General features: G+C 69.3%; 15 protein-coding genes. 7 read left to right on the top strand and 8 right to left on the bottom strand.

What is annotated here, in order from left to right:
- Nucleotides 1-61: 61 nt before the first annotated feature.
- Nucleotides 62-1,504, top strand: a complete 1,443-nt coding sequence (gene lnt, locus DW309_RS09495; RefSeq protein WP_446724700.1) for an apolipoprotein N-acyltransferase — start codon at nucleotides 62-64, stop codon at nucleotides 1,502-1,504.
- On the opposite strand, the gene DW309_RS09490 is transcribed toward lnt, so the two are convergent.
- The 4 genes from DW309_RS09490 to DW309_RS09475 form a co-directional block, all read right to left on the bottom strand.
- Nucleotides 1,501-1,884, bottom strand: coding sequence for an RNA polymerase-binding protein RbpA (locus tag DW309_RS09490; protein ID WP_136032364.1), 384 nt, complete (start codon nucleotides 1,882-1,884; stop codon nucleotides 1,501-1,503). The genes lnt and DW309_RS09490 overlap by 4 nt on opposite strands.
- A 119-nt stretch (nucleotides 1,885-2,003) precedes the next feature.
- Complete coding sequence (locus tag DW309_RS09485; RefSeq protein WP_136032366.1) at nucleotides 2,004-2,780, bottom strand: glycerophosphodiester phosphodiesterase family protein; 777 nt, start codon at nucleotides 2,778-2,780, stop codon at nucleotides 2,004-2,006.
- Nucleotides 2,777-3,706 carry an SPFH domain-containing protein gene (locus tag DW309_RS09480; protein WP_136032368.1) on the bottom strand — a complete coding sequence of 310 codons (930 nt, stop codon included), beginning with the start codon at nucleotides 3,704-3,706 and terminating at the stop codon, nucleotides 2,777-2,779. Before DW309_RS09480 ends, DW309_RS09485 begins: the two co-directional genes overlap by 4 nt.
- Nucleotides 3,707-3,714: 8 nt before the next feature.
- Nucleotides 3,715-4,188 carry an NfeD family protein gene (locus DW309_RS09475; protein ID WP_136045229.1) on the bottom strand — a complete coding sequence of 158 codons (474 nt, stop codon included), beginning with the start codon at nucleotides 4,186-4,188 and terminating at the stop codon, nucleotides 3,715-3,717.
- 121 nt (nucleotides 4,189-4,309) lie between these two features.
- On the opposite strand from DW309_RS09475, the gene DW309_RS09470 reads away from it, so the two are divergent.
- Nucleotides 4,310-5,074: an SDR family oxidoreductase gene (locus DW309_RS09470; protein ID WP_136032372.1), complete on the top strand. Its 765-nt coding sequence runs from the start codon at nucleotides 4,310-4,312 to the stop codon at nucleotides 5,072-5,074.
- Between the two features lie 64 nt (nucleotides 5,075-5,138).
- On the opposite strand, the gene DW309_RS09465 is transcribed toward DW309_RS09470, so the two are convergent.
- Nucleotides 5,139-5,735: an HdeD family acid-resistance protein gene (locus tag DW309_RS09465; protein ID WP_136032374.1), complete on the bottom strand. Its 597-nt coding sequence runs from the start codon at nucleotides 5,733-5,735 to the stop codon at nucleotides 5,139-5,141.
- Between the two features lie 140 nt (nucleotides 5,736-5,875).
- Here DW309_RS09465 and DW309_RS09460 point away from each other — a divergent pair, with 140 nt between their 5' ends.
- From DW309_RS09460 to DW309_RS09450, 3 genes are read left to right on the top strand one after another with little or no spacing between them, the layout of a single operon-like run.
- A complete protein-coding gene (locus DW309_RS09460) occupies nucleotides 5,876-6,313 on the top strand; it encodes a helix-turn-helix transcriptional regulator (RefSeq protein ID WP_136032445.1) in 438 nt (145 codons plus the stop codon).
- Between the two features lie 5 nt (nucleotides 6,314-6,318).
- Nucleotides 6,319-6,729 carry a VOC family protein gene (locus tag DW309_RS09455; protein WP_136045228.1) on the top strand — a complete coding sequence of 137 codons (411 nt, stop codon included), beginning with the start codon at nucleotides 6,319-6,321 and terminating at the stop codon, nucleotides 6,727-6,729.
- A gap of 37 nt (nucleotides 6,730-6,766) precedes the next feature.
- Complete coding sequence (locus tag DW309_RS09450) at nucleotides 6,767-9,127, top strand: ATP-binding cassette domain-containing protein (RefSeq protein WP_136045227.1); 2,361 nt, start codon at nucleotides 6,767-6,769, stop codon at nucleotides 9,125-9,127.
- A gap of 537 nt (nucleotides 9,128-9,664) precedes the next feature.
- On the opposite strand, the gene DW309_RS09440 is transcribed toward DW309_RS09450, so the two are convergent.
- Together DW309_RS09440 and DW309_RS09435 are read right to left on the bottom strand one after the other, a co-directional pair.
- The gene (locus tag DW309_RS09440; RefSeq protein ID WP_136045226.1) at nucleotides 9,665-10,093 is read right to left on the bottom strand and encodes a pyridoxamine 5'-phosphate oxidase family protein; all 429 of its coding nucleotides are present in this window, start codon (nucleotides 10,091-10,093) and stop codon (nucleotides 9,665-9,667) included.
- Between the two features lie 30 nt (nucleotides 10,094-10,123).
- Nucleotides 10,124-10,492 (bottom strand): VOC family protein, encoded by a 369-nt coding sequence (locus DW309_RS09435; protein ID WP_136037347.1) that lies wholly within the window; start codon nucleotides 10,490-10,492, stop codon nucleotides 10,124-10,126.
- Between the two features lie 73 nt (nucleotides 10,493-10,565).
- Between DW309_RS09435 and DW309_RS09430 the strand changes: the two genes are divergently transcribed.
- Both DW309_RS09430 and DW309_RS09425 read left to right on the top strand, forming a co-directional pair.
- Nucleotides 10,566-11,903, top strand: coding sequence for an MFS transporter (locus tag DW309_RS09430; RefSeq protein ID WP_136045225.1), 1,338 nt, complete (start codon nucleotides 10,566-10,568; stop codon nucleotides 11,901-11,903).
- Nucleotides 11,904-11,907: 4 nt separating this feature from the next.
- The gene (locus tag DW309_RS09425) at nucleotides 11,908-13,086 is read left to right on the top strand and encodes a DUF4232 domain-containing protein (protein ID WP_136045224.1); all 1,179 of its coding nucleotides are present in this window, start codon (nucleotides 11,908-11,910) and stop codon (nucleotides 13,084-13,086) included.
- An 18-nt stretch (nucleotides 13,087-13,104) separates the two neighbouring features.
- Here the strand turns inward: DW309_RS09425 and DW309_RS09420 are convergent, their stop codons facing one another.
- Entirely contained in the window at nucleotides 13,105-13,917 is an 813-nt protein-coding gene (locus tag DW309_RS09420) for an arginase family protein (RefSeq protein ID WP_136045223.1), read from the bottom strand.
- Between the last annotated feature and the right edge of the window lie 91 nt (nucleotides 13,918-14,008).

Raw genomic sequence — 14,008 nt, 5'->3', positions numbered from 1 at the left:
CCCGCGTGCCCTCCTGCCGCTGTGGGGCGCGGTGCTCGCTGCTGTCGGGGCGGCGGTGCTCATGGATCTCGCGTTCCCCGAGGCCGCGGTCTGGATCCTCGCGTTCCCGGCCACCGGGCTCCTGCTGCTCGCGTTGATCGGGCGACGGGCGGGCGGCGCCCTGCTCGTCGGCCTCGTGTACGGCGTCGTCTTCTTCGGTCTGCTGGTGTCCTGGACCTCCCGCTACCTCGGGCCTTTGCCCTGGGCGGCGCTCAGCGTCGTCGAGGGTGCGCTGACCGCGGTCGCGCTCGTCCCCATCGCCCTGGCCTACCGCTGGCTTCCGCGGGCATTCCCCGGCACGGCTGGCCGCCTGTTCATCCTGCCGACGGTGGTCGCCGCACTGTGGGTCGGGCGGGAGCTCTTCCTGGGCTGGTGGCCCTACGGCGGATTCCCGTGGGCGCGCCTGGGCATGAGTCAGGCCGAGAGTCCGCTCGCTCCGGTCACCTCGTGGCTGGGGGTCAGCGGGCTGAGCTTCCTGATGGTGCTGCTGACGGCCATGGTGATCGAGCTGGTCCGGACCGGGTCCTGGCGGCGTCCGCTGCGGCTGGTCGTTCCCGCAGCAGTCGTGGTGGTACTGATGTTCACCCCGCTGTTCCCGACGGCAGCCACGGGGACGATGCGCATCGGAGCCGTGCAGGGGAACGGACCGACGGGCTACTTCGACTCGCGCGAACCGTTCTCCGTGATCCAGGCCCAGACCGAGGCGACTGCGCCCCTCTACGGCGAGGATCTCGATCTGCTCGTGTGGCCGGAGGGATCCCTCGACGCCGATCCCGCCGAGAGCTCGGCTCTCGCCCGCCGGATGACGCTGGTCGCCAGTCGGGTGGATGCCCCGTTGCTCGCCAACGCGCCGACCGCGCGGGGCGACCGCTTCTACAACACGTCGATGCTGTGGACCCAGAGCGGTGAGGCGTCGCAGTCGCACGACAAGCGCCACCCCGTGCCGTTCGGTGAGTACGTTCCCGACCGCGCGTTCTTCAATGCGCTGGTCCCTGATCTGATCGGGCTCATCCAGCGCGAGTACACGCCGGGCACGAACGCTCCCATCGTCGAGGTCGACGGTGTGAAGGTGGGTCTCGCGATCTGCTTCGACGTGATCTACGACGACGTGATCCTCGAGGGCATCGGCGACGGCGCGCAGGTGCTGGTGTTCCAGACCAACAACGCGGACTTCCGCGGTACCGATGAGAACCTCCAGCAGCTCGCGTTCGCGCGCATGCGGGCGATCGAGACGGGCCGGAGTGTGGTGAACATCTCCACGGTCGGCACGAGTCAGGTGATCCGCCACGATGGCCGGACCATCACCAGCCTGGACGCGGATGAGGCCGGAGCGATGCTCGAGGATGTCGAGCTGCGCTCCGGCCTCACGGCGGGTGTCGTCCTCGGCCCCTGGGTGCAGCAGATGCTGCTGTGGGGCGGGGTGGGCGCGCTCGTGGTCGGGTGGTGGCGCGCCCGTCGGCGTTAGGCGCCGATCTTCTCCCTGGTGGGATCTTCTCCCGCGCCGCGGCGGGCACGGATGAAGGCGAGCCGCTCTTCGAGGAGCTCCTCGAGCTCGGCGCGGGTGCGGCGCTCCATCAGCATGTCCCAGTGCGTGCGGGCGGACTTCTCGTCGCTCGCCTCGATGGTGACGGACTGACCGTCGACCTGCAGTCGGGCCTCAGCACCGCAGGCGCGGCACTCCCAGGTCTGCGGGGGTTCGGCGTCGGCCGCGAACATCAGGGTGGTGTCGTGTCCGCACGTGTCACAGGTGTAGGTGGTCTCACGGCGCTCCATGAAAACGACGCCCTCTTCGCTCTGTAGGCTCTGGGCGCCGAGTCGGATGCCGCGCAGGCTGCGATCTGCCATTGTGTGGTCCTCTCGTCGCTGTCAGGTATAACGCTCGAGCCTGTGGGCTTCATCCACGTGACCGCGATCTCGGCGGTATTCACAGTGGAATCCCAGCGCCGGCGGGTAAAGAGCTCGCCCTACTCTGGAGCGAGGACCGAGACCGCGAGGTCGGCGCGGTCCGACACGATCCCGTCCACCCCCATCCGGTGGAGGCGACGCATCTCATCCGGGTCGTTGACCGTCCAGACGTGCACCTCGATCCCGGCCCGATGCGCCGCCCGCAGGAGCGCGGGGGTGAGGACGGTCAGGGCGCCACGACGCTCCGGTATCTGGAGCGCGTCGATGTCACGCAGGGCACGCGCGGGGGAGAGGCGGAGGGCCGACAGTGCGCGGGCCGAGGCGATCGTGCGGCGTCCGCCCGACGTGGCGGGGCGCTGCGCGGCCCCGGCGCGTCTCACTTCCTCGACCGTCGCTCGACGGCTCGCGTCGGAGAAGCTCGTGATCAGGACGCGCTCGGTGTGCGGGGCGAGGACGGGGCCGAGGAGTCCGGCCGCAGCCGGCGTCTTGACGTCGATGTTGAAGCGCACGTCGGGGAAGGACGAGAGCGCATCACCGACGGTGAGCAGCCCGCCGTGATCGGCGAAGAGTGCACGCAACTCACGGGTGCGGACCTCGCTCACCGCGCGCGAGTCGTCAGCGAGGCGGCGCAGGTCGGGGTCGTGCACCAGGACGACGTCCCCGTCGGCGGTCACCTGGCAGTCGGTCTCGATGTACTCGACGCCGGCCGCGTGCGCGGCGGCGAAGGCCCCCGCCGTGTTCTCCCACACCCCGGATTCCTCGCCTGCGGCGGTCACCAGACCGCGATGCGCGAAGATCCGCGGGGAGCGGGCGTTCGTGAAGAACGGGTGCGTCACACGCGGGGTGCGGGGTCCGTGGGCCCCTGGCCCGGCTTCGGGGTGAAGGCGCTGCCGATGCCCTTCAGTGCCTCCGTCAGTTCGCTGGGCACGATCCACAGCTTGTTGGACGGGCCCTCGCTGATCTTCGGCAGCATCTGGAGGTACTGATACGCGAGGAGCTTGTCGTCGGGAGCGCCCTGATGGATCGCGCTGAAGACGTTCTGGATCGCCTCCGCCTCGCCCTGGGCACGGAGCACGGCCGCCTGCTTGTCGCCCTCCGCCCGCAGGATCTCCGCCTGCCGCAGACCCTCCGCCTCGAGGATGGCGGACTGCTTGGTGCCCTCCGCCGTGAGGATGGCGGCACGACGGTCCCGCTCGGCGCGCATCTGCTTCTCCATGGAGTCCTGGATCGAGACGGGCGGGTCGATGGCCTTCAGCTCGACGCGACCGACGCGGATGCCCCACTTGCCGGTGGCCTCGTCCAGCACCACGCGGAGCTGCCCGTTGATGTTGTCGCGGCTGGTCAGTGCCTCTTCGAGGTTGAGACCGCCGACGACGTTGCGCAGCGTGGTCGTGGTGAGCTGCTCGACGGCGCCGAGGTAGTTGGCGATCTCGTATGTCGCCGCGCGCGCGTCCGTCACTTGGAAATAGACGACGGTGTCGATCGACACGACCAGGTTGTCCTCCGTGATCACCGGCTGGGGCGGGAAGGAGACGACCTGCTCGCGCATGTCGATCAGCGGGCGGAGGCGATCGATGAAGGGCACCAGGATGTTCAGCCCGGGGGAGAGGGTCTTGTGGTAGCGCCCGAGCCGCTCGACGACACCCGCGGTCGCCTGGGGGATGATGCGGATGGCCCTGGCGATGGTGACGATCACGAAGATGATGACCGCGATCACCAGGATCCAGATGATCACCGTGGGGATGAACGATGCGTCGTCCACGTGTTCTCCTAGTCGTTGAGGGGACGGACGATCGCCGTGGCGCCGTGGATGGCGGTGACGGCGATCGGAGCGCCCTGGGGGATGGGCACGGGGGAGGACGAGCGGGCCGTCCAGGTGTCGCCGTTGGCGAGCTTGGCTTGCCCGGACACCTGCGTGATGTCGCTCAGTGCGAAGCCGCGCAGATCGACCAGAGCATCCACGTTCGACCGGGCCGGGTCGGCGCCGCGATGTAGCCGCCGCAGTAGCGGAGGCCGGAGGAACAGGATGAAGAGGGCGGCAGCGATGCCGGCGATGATGATCTGGATCCACACCGGCACGCCGAGGAAGTCCGTGACGAGTCCGACCAGGCCGCCGAAGCTGAGCATGAGGAACGTGAAGTCCAGCGAGAGCATCTCGATCACGAGGAAGACGGCGATGAGGACCAGCCATCCGATCCACGCCCACTGGTCGATGAACACGACGAAAGTCGAGAAGTTGTCCATTCGGCCTCCTTTGTGGTCAACGTATCACGCGCTGCCCCGGCGATCGGGGTGCCCTCGCGACCGCTTGGTAATGTGAGAGAGCCGTGCGCTCACGGCGTTTCACGCATCATGAGGAGTCACCGTGACCGACGTTCTTCCCGCAGGATCCCTCGACGGCAAGGTCGCCCTCGTGACCGGCTCGTCCCGGGGGATCGGCGCCGACACCGTCCGCTACCTCGCCGAGGCGGGCGCCGACGTCGTGATCAACTTCCGCAACAAGGCTCCGCGCGCGGAGAAGCTCGCTGCAGAACTGCGCGAGCTCGGTCGGCGGGTCCTCGTCGTCGGCGCGGATCTGACTGACACGGCGTCGGTGGACGCCATGTTCGACGCGGTGCGCGCGGAGTTCGGCCGCCTCGACGTGCTCGTGCTCAACGCCTCCGGCGGTATGGAGTCCGGGATGGCGGAGGACTACGCCCTCACGCTGAACCGCGACGCGCAGCTGAACGTGCTGAACGCGGCCACCCCGTTGCTCGACGACGGCGCCCGTGTCGTCTTCGTGACGAGCCACCAGGCCCACTTCATCCGCACCACCCCGACGATGCCGGAGTACGAGCCGGTCGCCCTCTCCAAGCGCGCCGGTGAGGATGCGCTGCGCGAGCTCATCCCCGGTCTCGCCGAGAAGGGCGTCGGTTTCACCGTGGTCTCCGGCGACATGATCGAGGGCACCATCACGGCCACGCTCCTGGAGCGTGCGAACCCCGGGGCCATTGCGGAGCGCCGCGAGTCGGCCGGGCGCCTGTACAACGTGTCCGAGTTCGCGGCCGAGGTCGCGAAGGCGGTCATCGATCCGGTCCCCGAGGACAACACGCGGCTCGTCGGCGACGTGAGCGCCTTCACCGCCTCCTGATCCTCGGATACGACTCCGCCCCGGCCCGCTTGTGGCGGCACCGGGGCGGAGTCGTCTCGTGAGGTCAGACGGCGGGGGAGCCCTGCACGTCGGCGATCACGTTCTTCTCGTCCTTGCCCAGCGTGATGGCCCGGACGATCTGGACGATGCCGAGCACGATCAGCGAGATGCCGAGGAGCAGCCAGAACGCGAAGCCCGCGATGGCCGGCGAGAACAGCACGATGATTCCGGCGACGATGCTGAGGATCGCGTAGAGCACGGTCCAGACGCGGGACCCGTCGCTGCCGAGGAGCGAGAGGGCCACGACACCGTCGACGATCCAGCTCACGCCGATGAAGATGACCACGACCAGGGCGAGCGTCGCCGCCGCCACGTTGAGGTTGAAGAACGCGATGACTCCGGCCGCGATGTACAGCAGGCCGAGGACGATGTGGCCGACCCGTGCCCAGCCGCCCTTCGCCTGCGAGAAGATGCCGAGCCCGATGTAGACGATGCCGGCGACGACGAGGTACGACGCGAAGATCGCCGTGACGATGACGGCCGACTTGACCGGCCAGACGAGCAGGACGATGCCTGCGAGCAGGGCGAGCACGCCGGACACGGCGAGGGCGATGCGGATGGAGGAGAAGAACGACTTCGTCTCGTTGATTGCTTCAGACATGGTTGGGGACCCTTTCTGAGAAGATCCTGTGAGGATGCCCCCAGGGTAGCGCTCGGCAGGCGTTCGCGGGGGAGGACCGCCGGAACGCGTCGCACTCCGACACCACGCGACACCCCACGTCATGGCAGGATCGTCTCGTGATGGCGGTGGATGATGCCCGGCTGCGCGAGCTCGTCCTGATGCGCAAGGTGCGGGACCGGATCGATCGCGAATACGCCAGACCGCTCGATGTCGAGGCGTTGGCCCGCGGCGTGCACATGTCGGCGGGGCACCTGAGTCGTCGGTTCCGTGAGACATACGGCGAGTCGCCGTACGCGTACCTCATGACGCGCCGGATCGAACGTGCGATGGCGCTGCTGCGTCGCGGAGATCTCAGCGTGACCGAGGTCTGCTTCGCGGTGGGCTGCTCATCGCTCGGAACGTTCAGCACGCGGTTCTCGGAGCTGGTCGGTGTCCCACCCAGCGTGTACCGTGAACGCGCTGCCACCGTCGAGGGGATCCCGTCGTTCCAGGCGAAGCAGGTCATCCGACCGATCAGGAATCGAGAAGCGCCGCGTCCCGACGCGGACCTAACGTGAGCATCATGAACATCAGCATCCACTACGCGTTCCTCCCGCACACCGACGCCGAGGCGGCGCTCGGGTTCTACCGCGACGCCCTCGGCTTCGAGGTGCGCAACGATGTCGGCTACGACGGGCTGCGTTGGCTGACCGTCGGCCCGACGGACCAACCGGAGACCTCCCTCGTGCTGCATCCGCCGGCGACGGACCCGGGCATCACCGACACCGAGCGGCAGACCATCCTCGAGCTGATCGCGAAAGGAAGCTACGGCGCGCTCACCCTCGCGAGCGATGACCTCGACGCCGTGTTCGAGCATCTCGTGGAGGCGGGGGCCGATGTCGTGCAGGAGCCGATGGATCAGCCGTACGGCGTGCGCGACTGCGCGTTCCGCGACCCGGCGGGCAACCTCCTCCGTATCAACCAGGCCGGCTGACGCCACCGGCGACGCCGCCCCGAACAGAAGGACACCGATGACCGCTGCACCGCACCCCGCGGACACCCACGACCTGATCCGCGTGCAGGGTGCGCGCGAGAACAACCTGAAGGACGTCAGCGCCGACATCCCGAAGCGACGGCTCACGGTGTTCACCGGTGTGTCCGGCTCGGGCAAGAGCTCGCTGGTCTTCGACACGATCGCCGCGGAGTCCCGCCGCATGATCGACGAGACGTACAGCGCGTTCGTGCAGGGATTCATGCCGTCGGTGCCGCGCCCCGACGTCGACGTCCTGGAGGGTCTGACCACCGCGATCATCGTGGACCAGGAGCGGCTGGGCGCCAACCCGCGCTCGACCGTCGGGACCGTGACCGACGCGAACGCCATGTTGCGCATCCTGTTCAGCAAGCTCGGGCAGCCGTACATCGGCGGGCCGACCGCGTTCTCGTTCAACATCCCGACGCAGAAGGCCAGCGGCGTCATGACCGGGCCGGGCGGCGAGAAGAAGATCGTGAAGGACGCGATCTACCTCGGCGGCATGTGCCCGCGCTGCGAGGGCAGGGGAGCGGTGTCTGACCTCGACCTGTCGCAGATCGTCGACGAGTCCCGGTCGCTCGACGAGGGCGCCATCATGGTGCCCGGGTACACGGCAGACGGCTGGATGGTGAAAGGCTTCTCGCAGTCCGGCTTCTACCCCGCGGACAAGCCCATCGCGGAGTTCACCGAGAAGCAGCGGCACCTCTTCCTCTACGGCGAGGTCACCAAGGTGAAGATCTCGGGCATCAACATGACCTACGAGGGCCTGATCCCCAAGATCACGAAGTCGATGCTCTCCAAAGACCTCGACGCGCTGCAGCCGCACGTCCGTGCGTTCGTGGAGCGCGTCGCCACGTTCGCGGTATGCCCGGAGTGCGACGGGACCCGCCTCACCGAGGGCGCGCGGTCGTCGAAGATCGAGGGGATCAGCATCGCCGACGCGTGCCGCATGCAGGTGACCGATCTCGCCGCCTGGGTGCGGGGCCTGACGCTTCCCGGTGCCGCGCCTCTGCTGGAGGCCCTCAGCGCGAACCTCGACGCTTTCGTCACGCTGGGCCTCGGCTACCTCAGCCTGGAACGCCCGTCCGGCACGCTGTCGGGGGGTGAGGCGCAGCGCATCAAGATGCTGAGGCACCTCGGGTCCGCGCTCACCGACGTCACGTACGTGTTCGACGAGCCGACGATCGGCCTGCATCCGCACGACATCCAGCGCATGAACAGGCTGCTGCTGCAACTCCGGGACAAGGGGAACACGGTCCTGGTCGTGGAGCACAAGCCCGAGACGATCGCGATCGCCGATCACGTGGTCGACCTCGGTCCAGGAGCGGGGAGCGCGGGCGGCGAGATCTGCTTCGAAGGCACGGTCGACGGATTGAAGGCCAGCGGCACCCGCACGGGGGAGCACCTGGAGGACCGCGCGAAGCTCAAGCCCGCCGTGCGCACGGGCGCCGGGCGGATCGAAGTCCGCGGCGCCTCGACCAACAATCTGCAGAACGTCGATGTCGACATCCCGACGGGCGTGCTGACGGTCGTCACGGGTGTGGCCGGATCCGGCAAGAGCTCCCTCATCCACGGCTCGGTGTCCGGTCGCGAGAGCGTCGTGGCGATCGATCAGTCCGCGATCAAGGGGTCGCGGCGCAGCAACCCCGCGACGTACACCGGTCTGCTGGAGCCCATCCGCAAGGCCTTCGCGAAAGCCAACGGCGTGAAGCCCGCTCTGTTCAGCGCGAACTCCGAGGGCGCGTGCCCCACGTGCAAGGGCGCCGGCGTCATCATCACGGAGCTCGGGTTCATGGACACGATCGAGACACCGTGCGAGGACTGCGGCGGTAAGCGCTTCCAGGCGGCGGTGCTCGAGTACACCCTCGGCGGCAAGGACATCACCGAGGTGCTCGATCTGCCCGTTGCGGAGGCGCGGGCCTTCTTCAGTGAGGGCGAGGCGAAGCTTCCCGCGGCGGCCGCGATTCTGAGCCGCCTCGAAGACGTCGGTCTGGGCTACCTGTCGCTGGGCCAGCCCCTGTCGACGCTGTCGGGCGGAGAACGTCAGCGCATCAAGCTGGCGATCCAGATGGGGGAGAAGGGCGACATCTACGTGCTCGACGAGCCCACGACGGGGCTGCACCTCGCGGACGTCGACACGCTCCTGGGGCTGCTCGACCGGCTCGTGGACGCGGGCAAGACCGTGATCGTCATCGAGCACCATCAGGCGGTCATGGCGCACGCCGACTGGATCGTCGATGTCGGACCCGGCGCCGGGCACGACGGCGGCCAAATCGTGTTCGAAGGGACGCCCGCAGATTTGGTATCCCAAAAATCGACGCTCACGGGGGAGCACCTGGCGGAGTACGTGAGCGGACGCTGATCACGCAGACGTGATCGCCACGGGACCGCGTCGTGCGTGCGACGACGCGGTCCCGTTCGGCGGAGCGTTCACGTCGACGCGGATCGGCGAGAGAGGCGTCCAGCGCCGCACCGTTCGGGAATCGATACAACTGGACCTCGTCGGGCGCGTCGTCACCGGATGTGGAGATCGCACGCTGCAGGAGAACACCGCCGTGGTCTGGAAGGAACGCCAGCACCACGTCTTCATATTGGCTCAGTTCCGCGGCCAGCCCGGGACGCGCCCAGAGCAGGCAACACAACTCGATCGGCGTTCGTGTGCAGACATCATGGGCTCGATCACGACAGCGTGTGGGCGACGTGGCTCGGCCGCGGTGCCCCTCGTGCATTAACCGATAATGCACATTATGTCAGGTCAGACGAGAAGCGGGTGGGGCCGTCGACCCTGCCGCCTCTCCCTGCCGCCCTTCCCCGCCACCGCTGCACGAGCGCCCAGGCGGTGCGTCTCGCAGTACCGTCGGTCGACCAGTAGGGATTCGCGCTGTCTTGACGCGGCCGCTCAGCTCCAGAGGGCTTCGACGACCACGGGTACGGCATCGGAGACGTCGTAGGAACGAACCCACCGCGGTCGCACGATGACGAGCGAGAATCCAGGATCGGTCACGCGCGATCCCGGAGCGTGCCGCACGAACACCGGCTCCAGCTCCTTCGCCCGCGCGGCCGAAGCCACCTCGGCGCTCCCCTCGAGCTGCAGGGTCACCGCCCCCTCTGTGCCCACCACGAGCGCCACCGCCCCGTTGCCCACGAGGTTCGCGACCTTGCGGGACTCGGAGCGGCTCGTGAACAGGATCGTCCCATCGTCGAGAGCCACCATTCCAACGAGCGCGGCCTCCGGCTCGCCGCCCGCTGACACGGTCGCCGCGACGCCGCGCCCGTGCTCACGGATGAACATGACCACCGAAACTCTGTCGTGGGGATCGATGGCCATGCTCACGAGACTAACGCCGTCGCCCCGGACTCACGCGGCCGACCAGACTCCCAGCTCGTTGCCCGACGGGTCCGCGAAGTGCAGCCGTCGTCCGCCCGGGAAGTCGTACGGCTCCTGCAGGATGCGCCCACCGGCGGGTTCGATCGCGTCGCGCGTGGCATCGAGGTCGTCGGAGTAGAGCAGCACGAGGGGGCCTCCGACGGGCCGCGGCTCCTCGGCGAGGAGCAGTCCCCCGACCTCGCTGCCGTCTCCCCTGCCCGAAGCGATCCCGGCGTACGTGGGGCCGTAGTCGACGAACTCCCACCCGAACGCCGACGCATAGAACTGCTTCGCTGCGGCGAGGTCGGTGACGACGAGCTCGACATAGTCGATGGTGTGGTGCTGCGAGGTTCCTGTCATGCGGCGCACGCTACCGGCGGGCACCGACATCGCGCTCGTCCGGCGCGTCGGCGGACAGGAGTAGCGTGGAACGGTGCCGCCCCTCTCCCCCGCATCCGCCTCTCCGGGGTGGCGCGCGTGGACCATCTGGTCGGTCGGTGTCGCCGCCTACGTGCTCGCGATCACCAACCGCACCTCGCTGGGGGCCGTGGGTGTCGAGGCGGCGGATCGCTTCCAGGCTGACGCATCCACCCTCGCGCTGTTCGCCGTCGTCCAGCTGGCGGTCTATGGCGGGATGCAGATCCCGATCGGTGTGCTCCTCGACCGCTACGGGTCGCGGCCCATCATCACGATCGGGATGCTGCTCATGGCGGCCGGTCAGCTCACCATGGCGCTGTCCCCCAGCGTCGGCATCGCCATCGTCGCGCGTGTGCTCCTGGGCGCGGGCGACGCCGCGGTATTCCCCGCCGTGCTGCGCCTCGTGGCGACCTGGTTCCCCGCGCAACGCGGACCGCTCATGGTGCAGTTCACCGGGATCATCGGTCAGGCGGGGCAGCTCATCGCCCTGGTACCCGTCGCTGCACTGTTGCACGCGACCAGCTGGAGCATCACGTTCGGCAGCATCGCCGGGCTCGGACTGCTGTTCACGGTGCTGGTCTGGCTCGTCATCCGCAACCATCCGCCGGAGCGGGGCGCGGACGTGACGGTGAACACGGACACCGGCGTCGTCCGCGTCGTCACGTCCGCCATCGACACCGGCGTCGGAATCCGGGCAGCGTGGGCGCACCCGGGAACCCGCCTCGCGTTCTGGTCCCACTTCACCACACCGTTCGCCGGCACGGCCTTCGTCCTCCTCTGGGGCATGCCGTTCCTCACCGTCGGCGAAGGGCTTCGGCCCGCGGCTGCCGCTGGGATCATCTCGATCTACGTGGTCGCCGGAATGGTCCTGGGGCCGGTGATCGGCGATCTGTCGCGGCGCCTTCCGAACCACCGTTCCCTCGCCCTCGTGCTCCCGGCTGTCGGGGTGCAGGCGGCGGCATGGATCGCGGTGATCGCCCTCCCCGGGCCGGCTCCGGCGTGGCTGCTCACCGTGCTCGCCGTCGCCCTGGCCACCGGGGGCCCGGCATCGATGATCGCGTTCGACCACGCCCGCACCCACAACCCGAGCCACCGGCTGAGCACCGCCACCGGCGTCACCAACGCGGGGGGCTTCATCGCCGCACTCCTCGCGATCTTCCTGATCGGGCTGCTCCTCGACGTGCAGGGCGCAGGCACGCCCGAGACCTACTCCCTCGACGCATTCCGGCTGGCGTTCCTCGCGCCCCTCCCCCTCTGGGCGCTGGGTGTGACCTTCATCCTGGTCGAACGCAAGCGCACACGCATCCGCATGGGTCTGGATCCCGAGCGACGCCGACGCTCGCCCCTAGGATGAGCGCATGGCCTCCGCTCCCCCCTCGGCTCCTTCCCGTCTCGACGAGTCGGACCGGCGGCGGATCGCTCGCCTCCCCCGTGGCGTCACGGCCGGTCTGATCCTCGCCGCGCTGTGGCTGCTCGCCGGAGGTGCCGCGAGGCTCTGGGGCTCCGACATCATGGTCACCCGACTCCTCAGCTTCTTCGGCGTCGGTCCCGTTCAGGCCAACACCTGGGGCCTCCCGGCGGCATGGACGCCCGTCATGCTCGTGCTCGTGGCGGCGGTGCTTGCTTCGGTCACCTGGTTCGTGTCCGACCGCGTCGCTCCATCCGGCCGCGGCATCTGGGCTCTGTGGTTCGCCGCCGTCATCGCGGGGGCCGTGCTCGGGCTCGGGCTGGACGCGATCCGGGCGATCTCGTACCTGCAGGACTTCGGCCTGCGCGGACTCACCGTGGCCGTCGTGGAAAGCGCCCCCGTGACGACGTACTGGGCGGTGATGAGCGGCTGGATCCCGGCCGTCCTCCTCGGCCGTCGTGACGGGCAGGCGGCTCCGCCGGTTCGAGCGCGCACCGCGCTGATCAGTGCGCTCGTCAGCGTCGCGCTGTTCGTCGTCGGCGGCGGGCTCGCCGACGACGCGCGACAGCAGGACATCATCCGCGAGAACGCCGCACAACAGGCGACGACGGACGACACCGGCGCGCTCATCGATCCGACCGCCGTCGGCGATCCCGTCGCCGAGACCGCTCCGGGCGTCGGTGCACCGACCCTCCAGACCGACGCCTGCACCGGCGACCGCGCCACGCTGCTCCTCGGTGCAGCGGACGGAGCCACAGGACACCGGGCCCAGGCGATCCACCTGGTCAACGTGAGCGAGCAGCCGTGCGTGATCGAGGGCTATCCGGACATCGCCTTCGCCGACCAGAACGGACACGCGCTCGACGTCGAGGTGGTTCCGGGATCGTCGTTCCTCGCCACGGACGACGGGAGCGCCACGATCACCGTTCCCCCGCAGGGACAGGCGACCGCGGTGCTCGGCTGGGACGCCAACGCGACCGCGGGGGCGCTCGTGGCACGGCAGCTCTACGCAGCTCGCCTTCCGGGGCTGGAGCGCGGTTCGTGGCCGGTCGAGCTCGACATCGTCGCGGGATCCACCGTCGAGGTCACGGCGTGGAAGCTCGACACGTCCGCCGGGGCAGCCCCGTAGCCGGTACGCTCCCTGTCTTCAGCGCAGCAGGTGCTGGACGGTCTCGAGGACGAGCTCCACGCTGACGCGTTCCGGGACCTCGGCGTCGCCCGCTTCGAACTCCGCCAGCTCGACACCGCGGACGCTCTCGGCCGGGAGCGAGGCGAACAGCGCGGCGATCTGGTGCGGGAGCAGCCCGTCGCCCACGCGGTACGCGGCGGGGATGTACCCGGGCTCGAGCACGTCCCAGTCCACGTGGATCCACACGGGTCGTCCGGCGACCAGCTCCCGGAGTCGCTCCGGGGTGCTCTCCCCCGGGCTGAGCACCGTGACGCCGTTGGCCGCCAGCAGCTCGGCCTCCGCGGGGTCGATGTCGCGCCCGCCCACCACGACCACCTGGCGCGGATCCACCCCGGCACCGTGACCGCTGTCCCAGAGCCCGCAGGCGGCCGCGAGCACCATGCCGCCGAGGTAGCCCGATCCGGTCGTGTCCGGTGTGTTGAAGTCGCCGTGCGCGTCGATCCACAGCACGACCGCATCGGGGTGATGCTCCGCGACGGCCGGGAGGGTGCCGAGGCTCGCGGCGCAGGTGTTCGTCACGAGCAGCGGGGTCGCGCCCGAGGAGATCGCGGTATCGACGGCGTGACGCAGGCCCGTGAGCGTCGTCGCCGCGGCCGGCAGCGCCTCGCTCCAGTCGTCCTGGCGTGAAGCGTCGGGAGTGCCCACCACCTGCGCGTCAGTGCCGAGGAGCGCGGACAGGGCGTCGGCCACGAGCCGGGCGCCCACCAGGGCCCCGTCGGTGCGGTCGGCCACACGGCCCTGGGACAGGATGAGCGAGAACGGGGAGGACATCCCCCCAGTCTCCCATCCTCGTTCGGCACGGCCGCGACGACTCAGCGGCGGCGGGGCGTCCAGCCGCCCGGCAGCGGCCCGTCGACGGTGG

The organism is Microbacterium sp. K41, assembly GCF_004794395.1.
Taxonomy (GTDB): Bacteria; Actinomycetota; Actinomycetes; order Actinomycetales; family Microbacteriaceae; genus Microbacterium; species Microbacterium sufflavum.
The sequence above is the reverse complement of the archived record's forward strand: the minus strand, read 5'-3'. Positions and strand labels throughout refer to the sequence as shown.

Coding starts and splice junctions, on each gene's coding strand:
- DW309_RS09425 (WP_136045224.1), top strand. CDS start 11,908: ATGGCCTCCGCTCCCCCCTCGGCTCCTTCCCGTCTCGACGAGTCGGAC.
- DW309_RS09460 (WP_136032445.1), top strand. CDS start 5,876: ATGGCGGTGGATGATGCCCGGCTGCGCGAGCTCGTCCTGATGCGCAAG.
- lnt (WP_446724700.1), top strand. CDS start 62: ATGGATCTCGCGTTCCCCGAGGCCGCGGTCTGGATCCTCGCGTTCCCG.
- DW309_RS09420 (WP_136045223.1), bottom strand. CDS start 13,917: ATGTCCTCCCCGTTCTCGCTCATCCTGTCCCAGGGCCGTGTGGCCGAC.
- DW309_RS09455 (WP_136045228.1), top strand. CDS start 6,319: ATGAACATCAGCATCCACTACGCGTTCCTCCCGCACACCGACGCCGAG.
- DW309_RS09435 (WP_136037347.1), bottom strand. CDS start 10,492: ATGACAGGAACCTCGCAGCACCACACCATCGACTATGTCGAGCTCGTC.
- DW309_RS09465 (WP_136032374.1), bottom strand. CDS start 5,735: ATGTCTGAAGCAATCAACGAGACGAAGTCGTTCTTCTCCTCCATCCGC.
- DW309_RS09475 (WP_136045229.1), bottom strand. CDS start 4,188: ATGGACAACTTCTCGACTTTCGTCGTGTTCATCGACCAGTGGGCGTGG.
- DW309_RS09490 (WP_136032364.1), bottom strand. CDS start 1,884: ATGGCAGATCGCAGCCTGCGCGGCATCCGACTCGGCGCCCAGAGCCTA.
- DW309_RS09440 (WP_136045226.1), bottom strand. CDS start 10,093: ATGGCCATCGATCCCCACGACAGAGTTTCGGTGGTCATGTTCATCCGT.
- DW309_RS09450 (WP_136045227.1), top strand. CDS start 6,767: ATGACCGCTGCACCGCACCCCGCGGACACCCACGACCTGATCCGCGTG.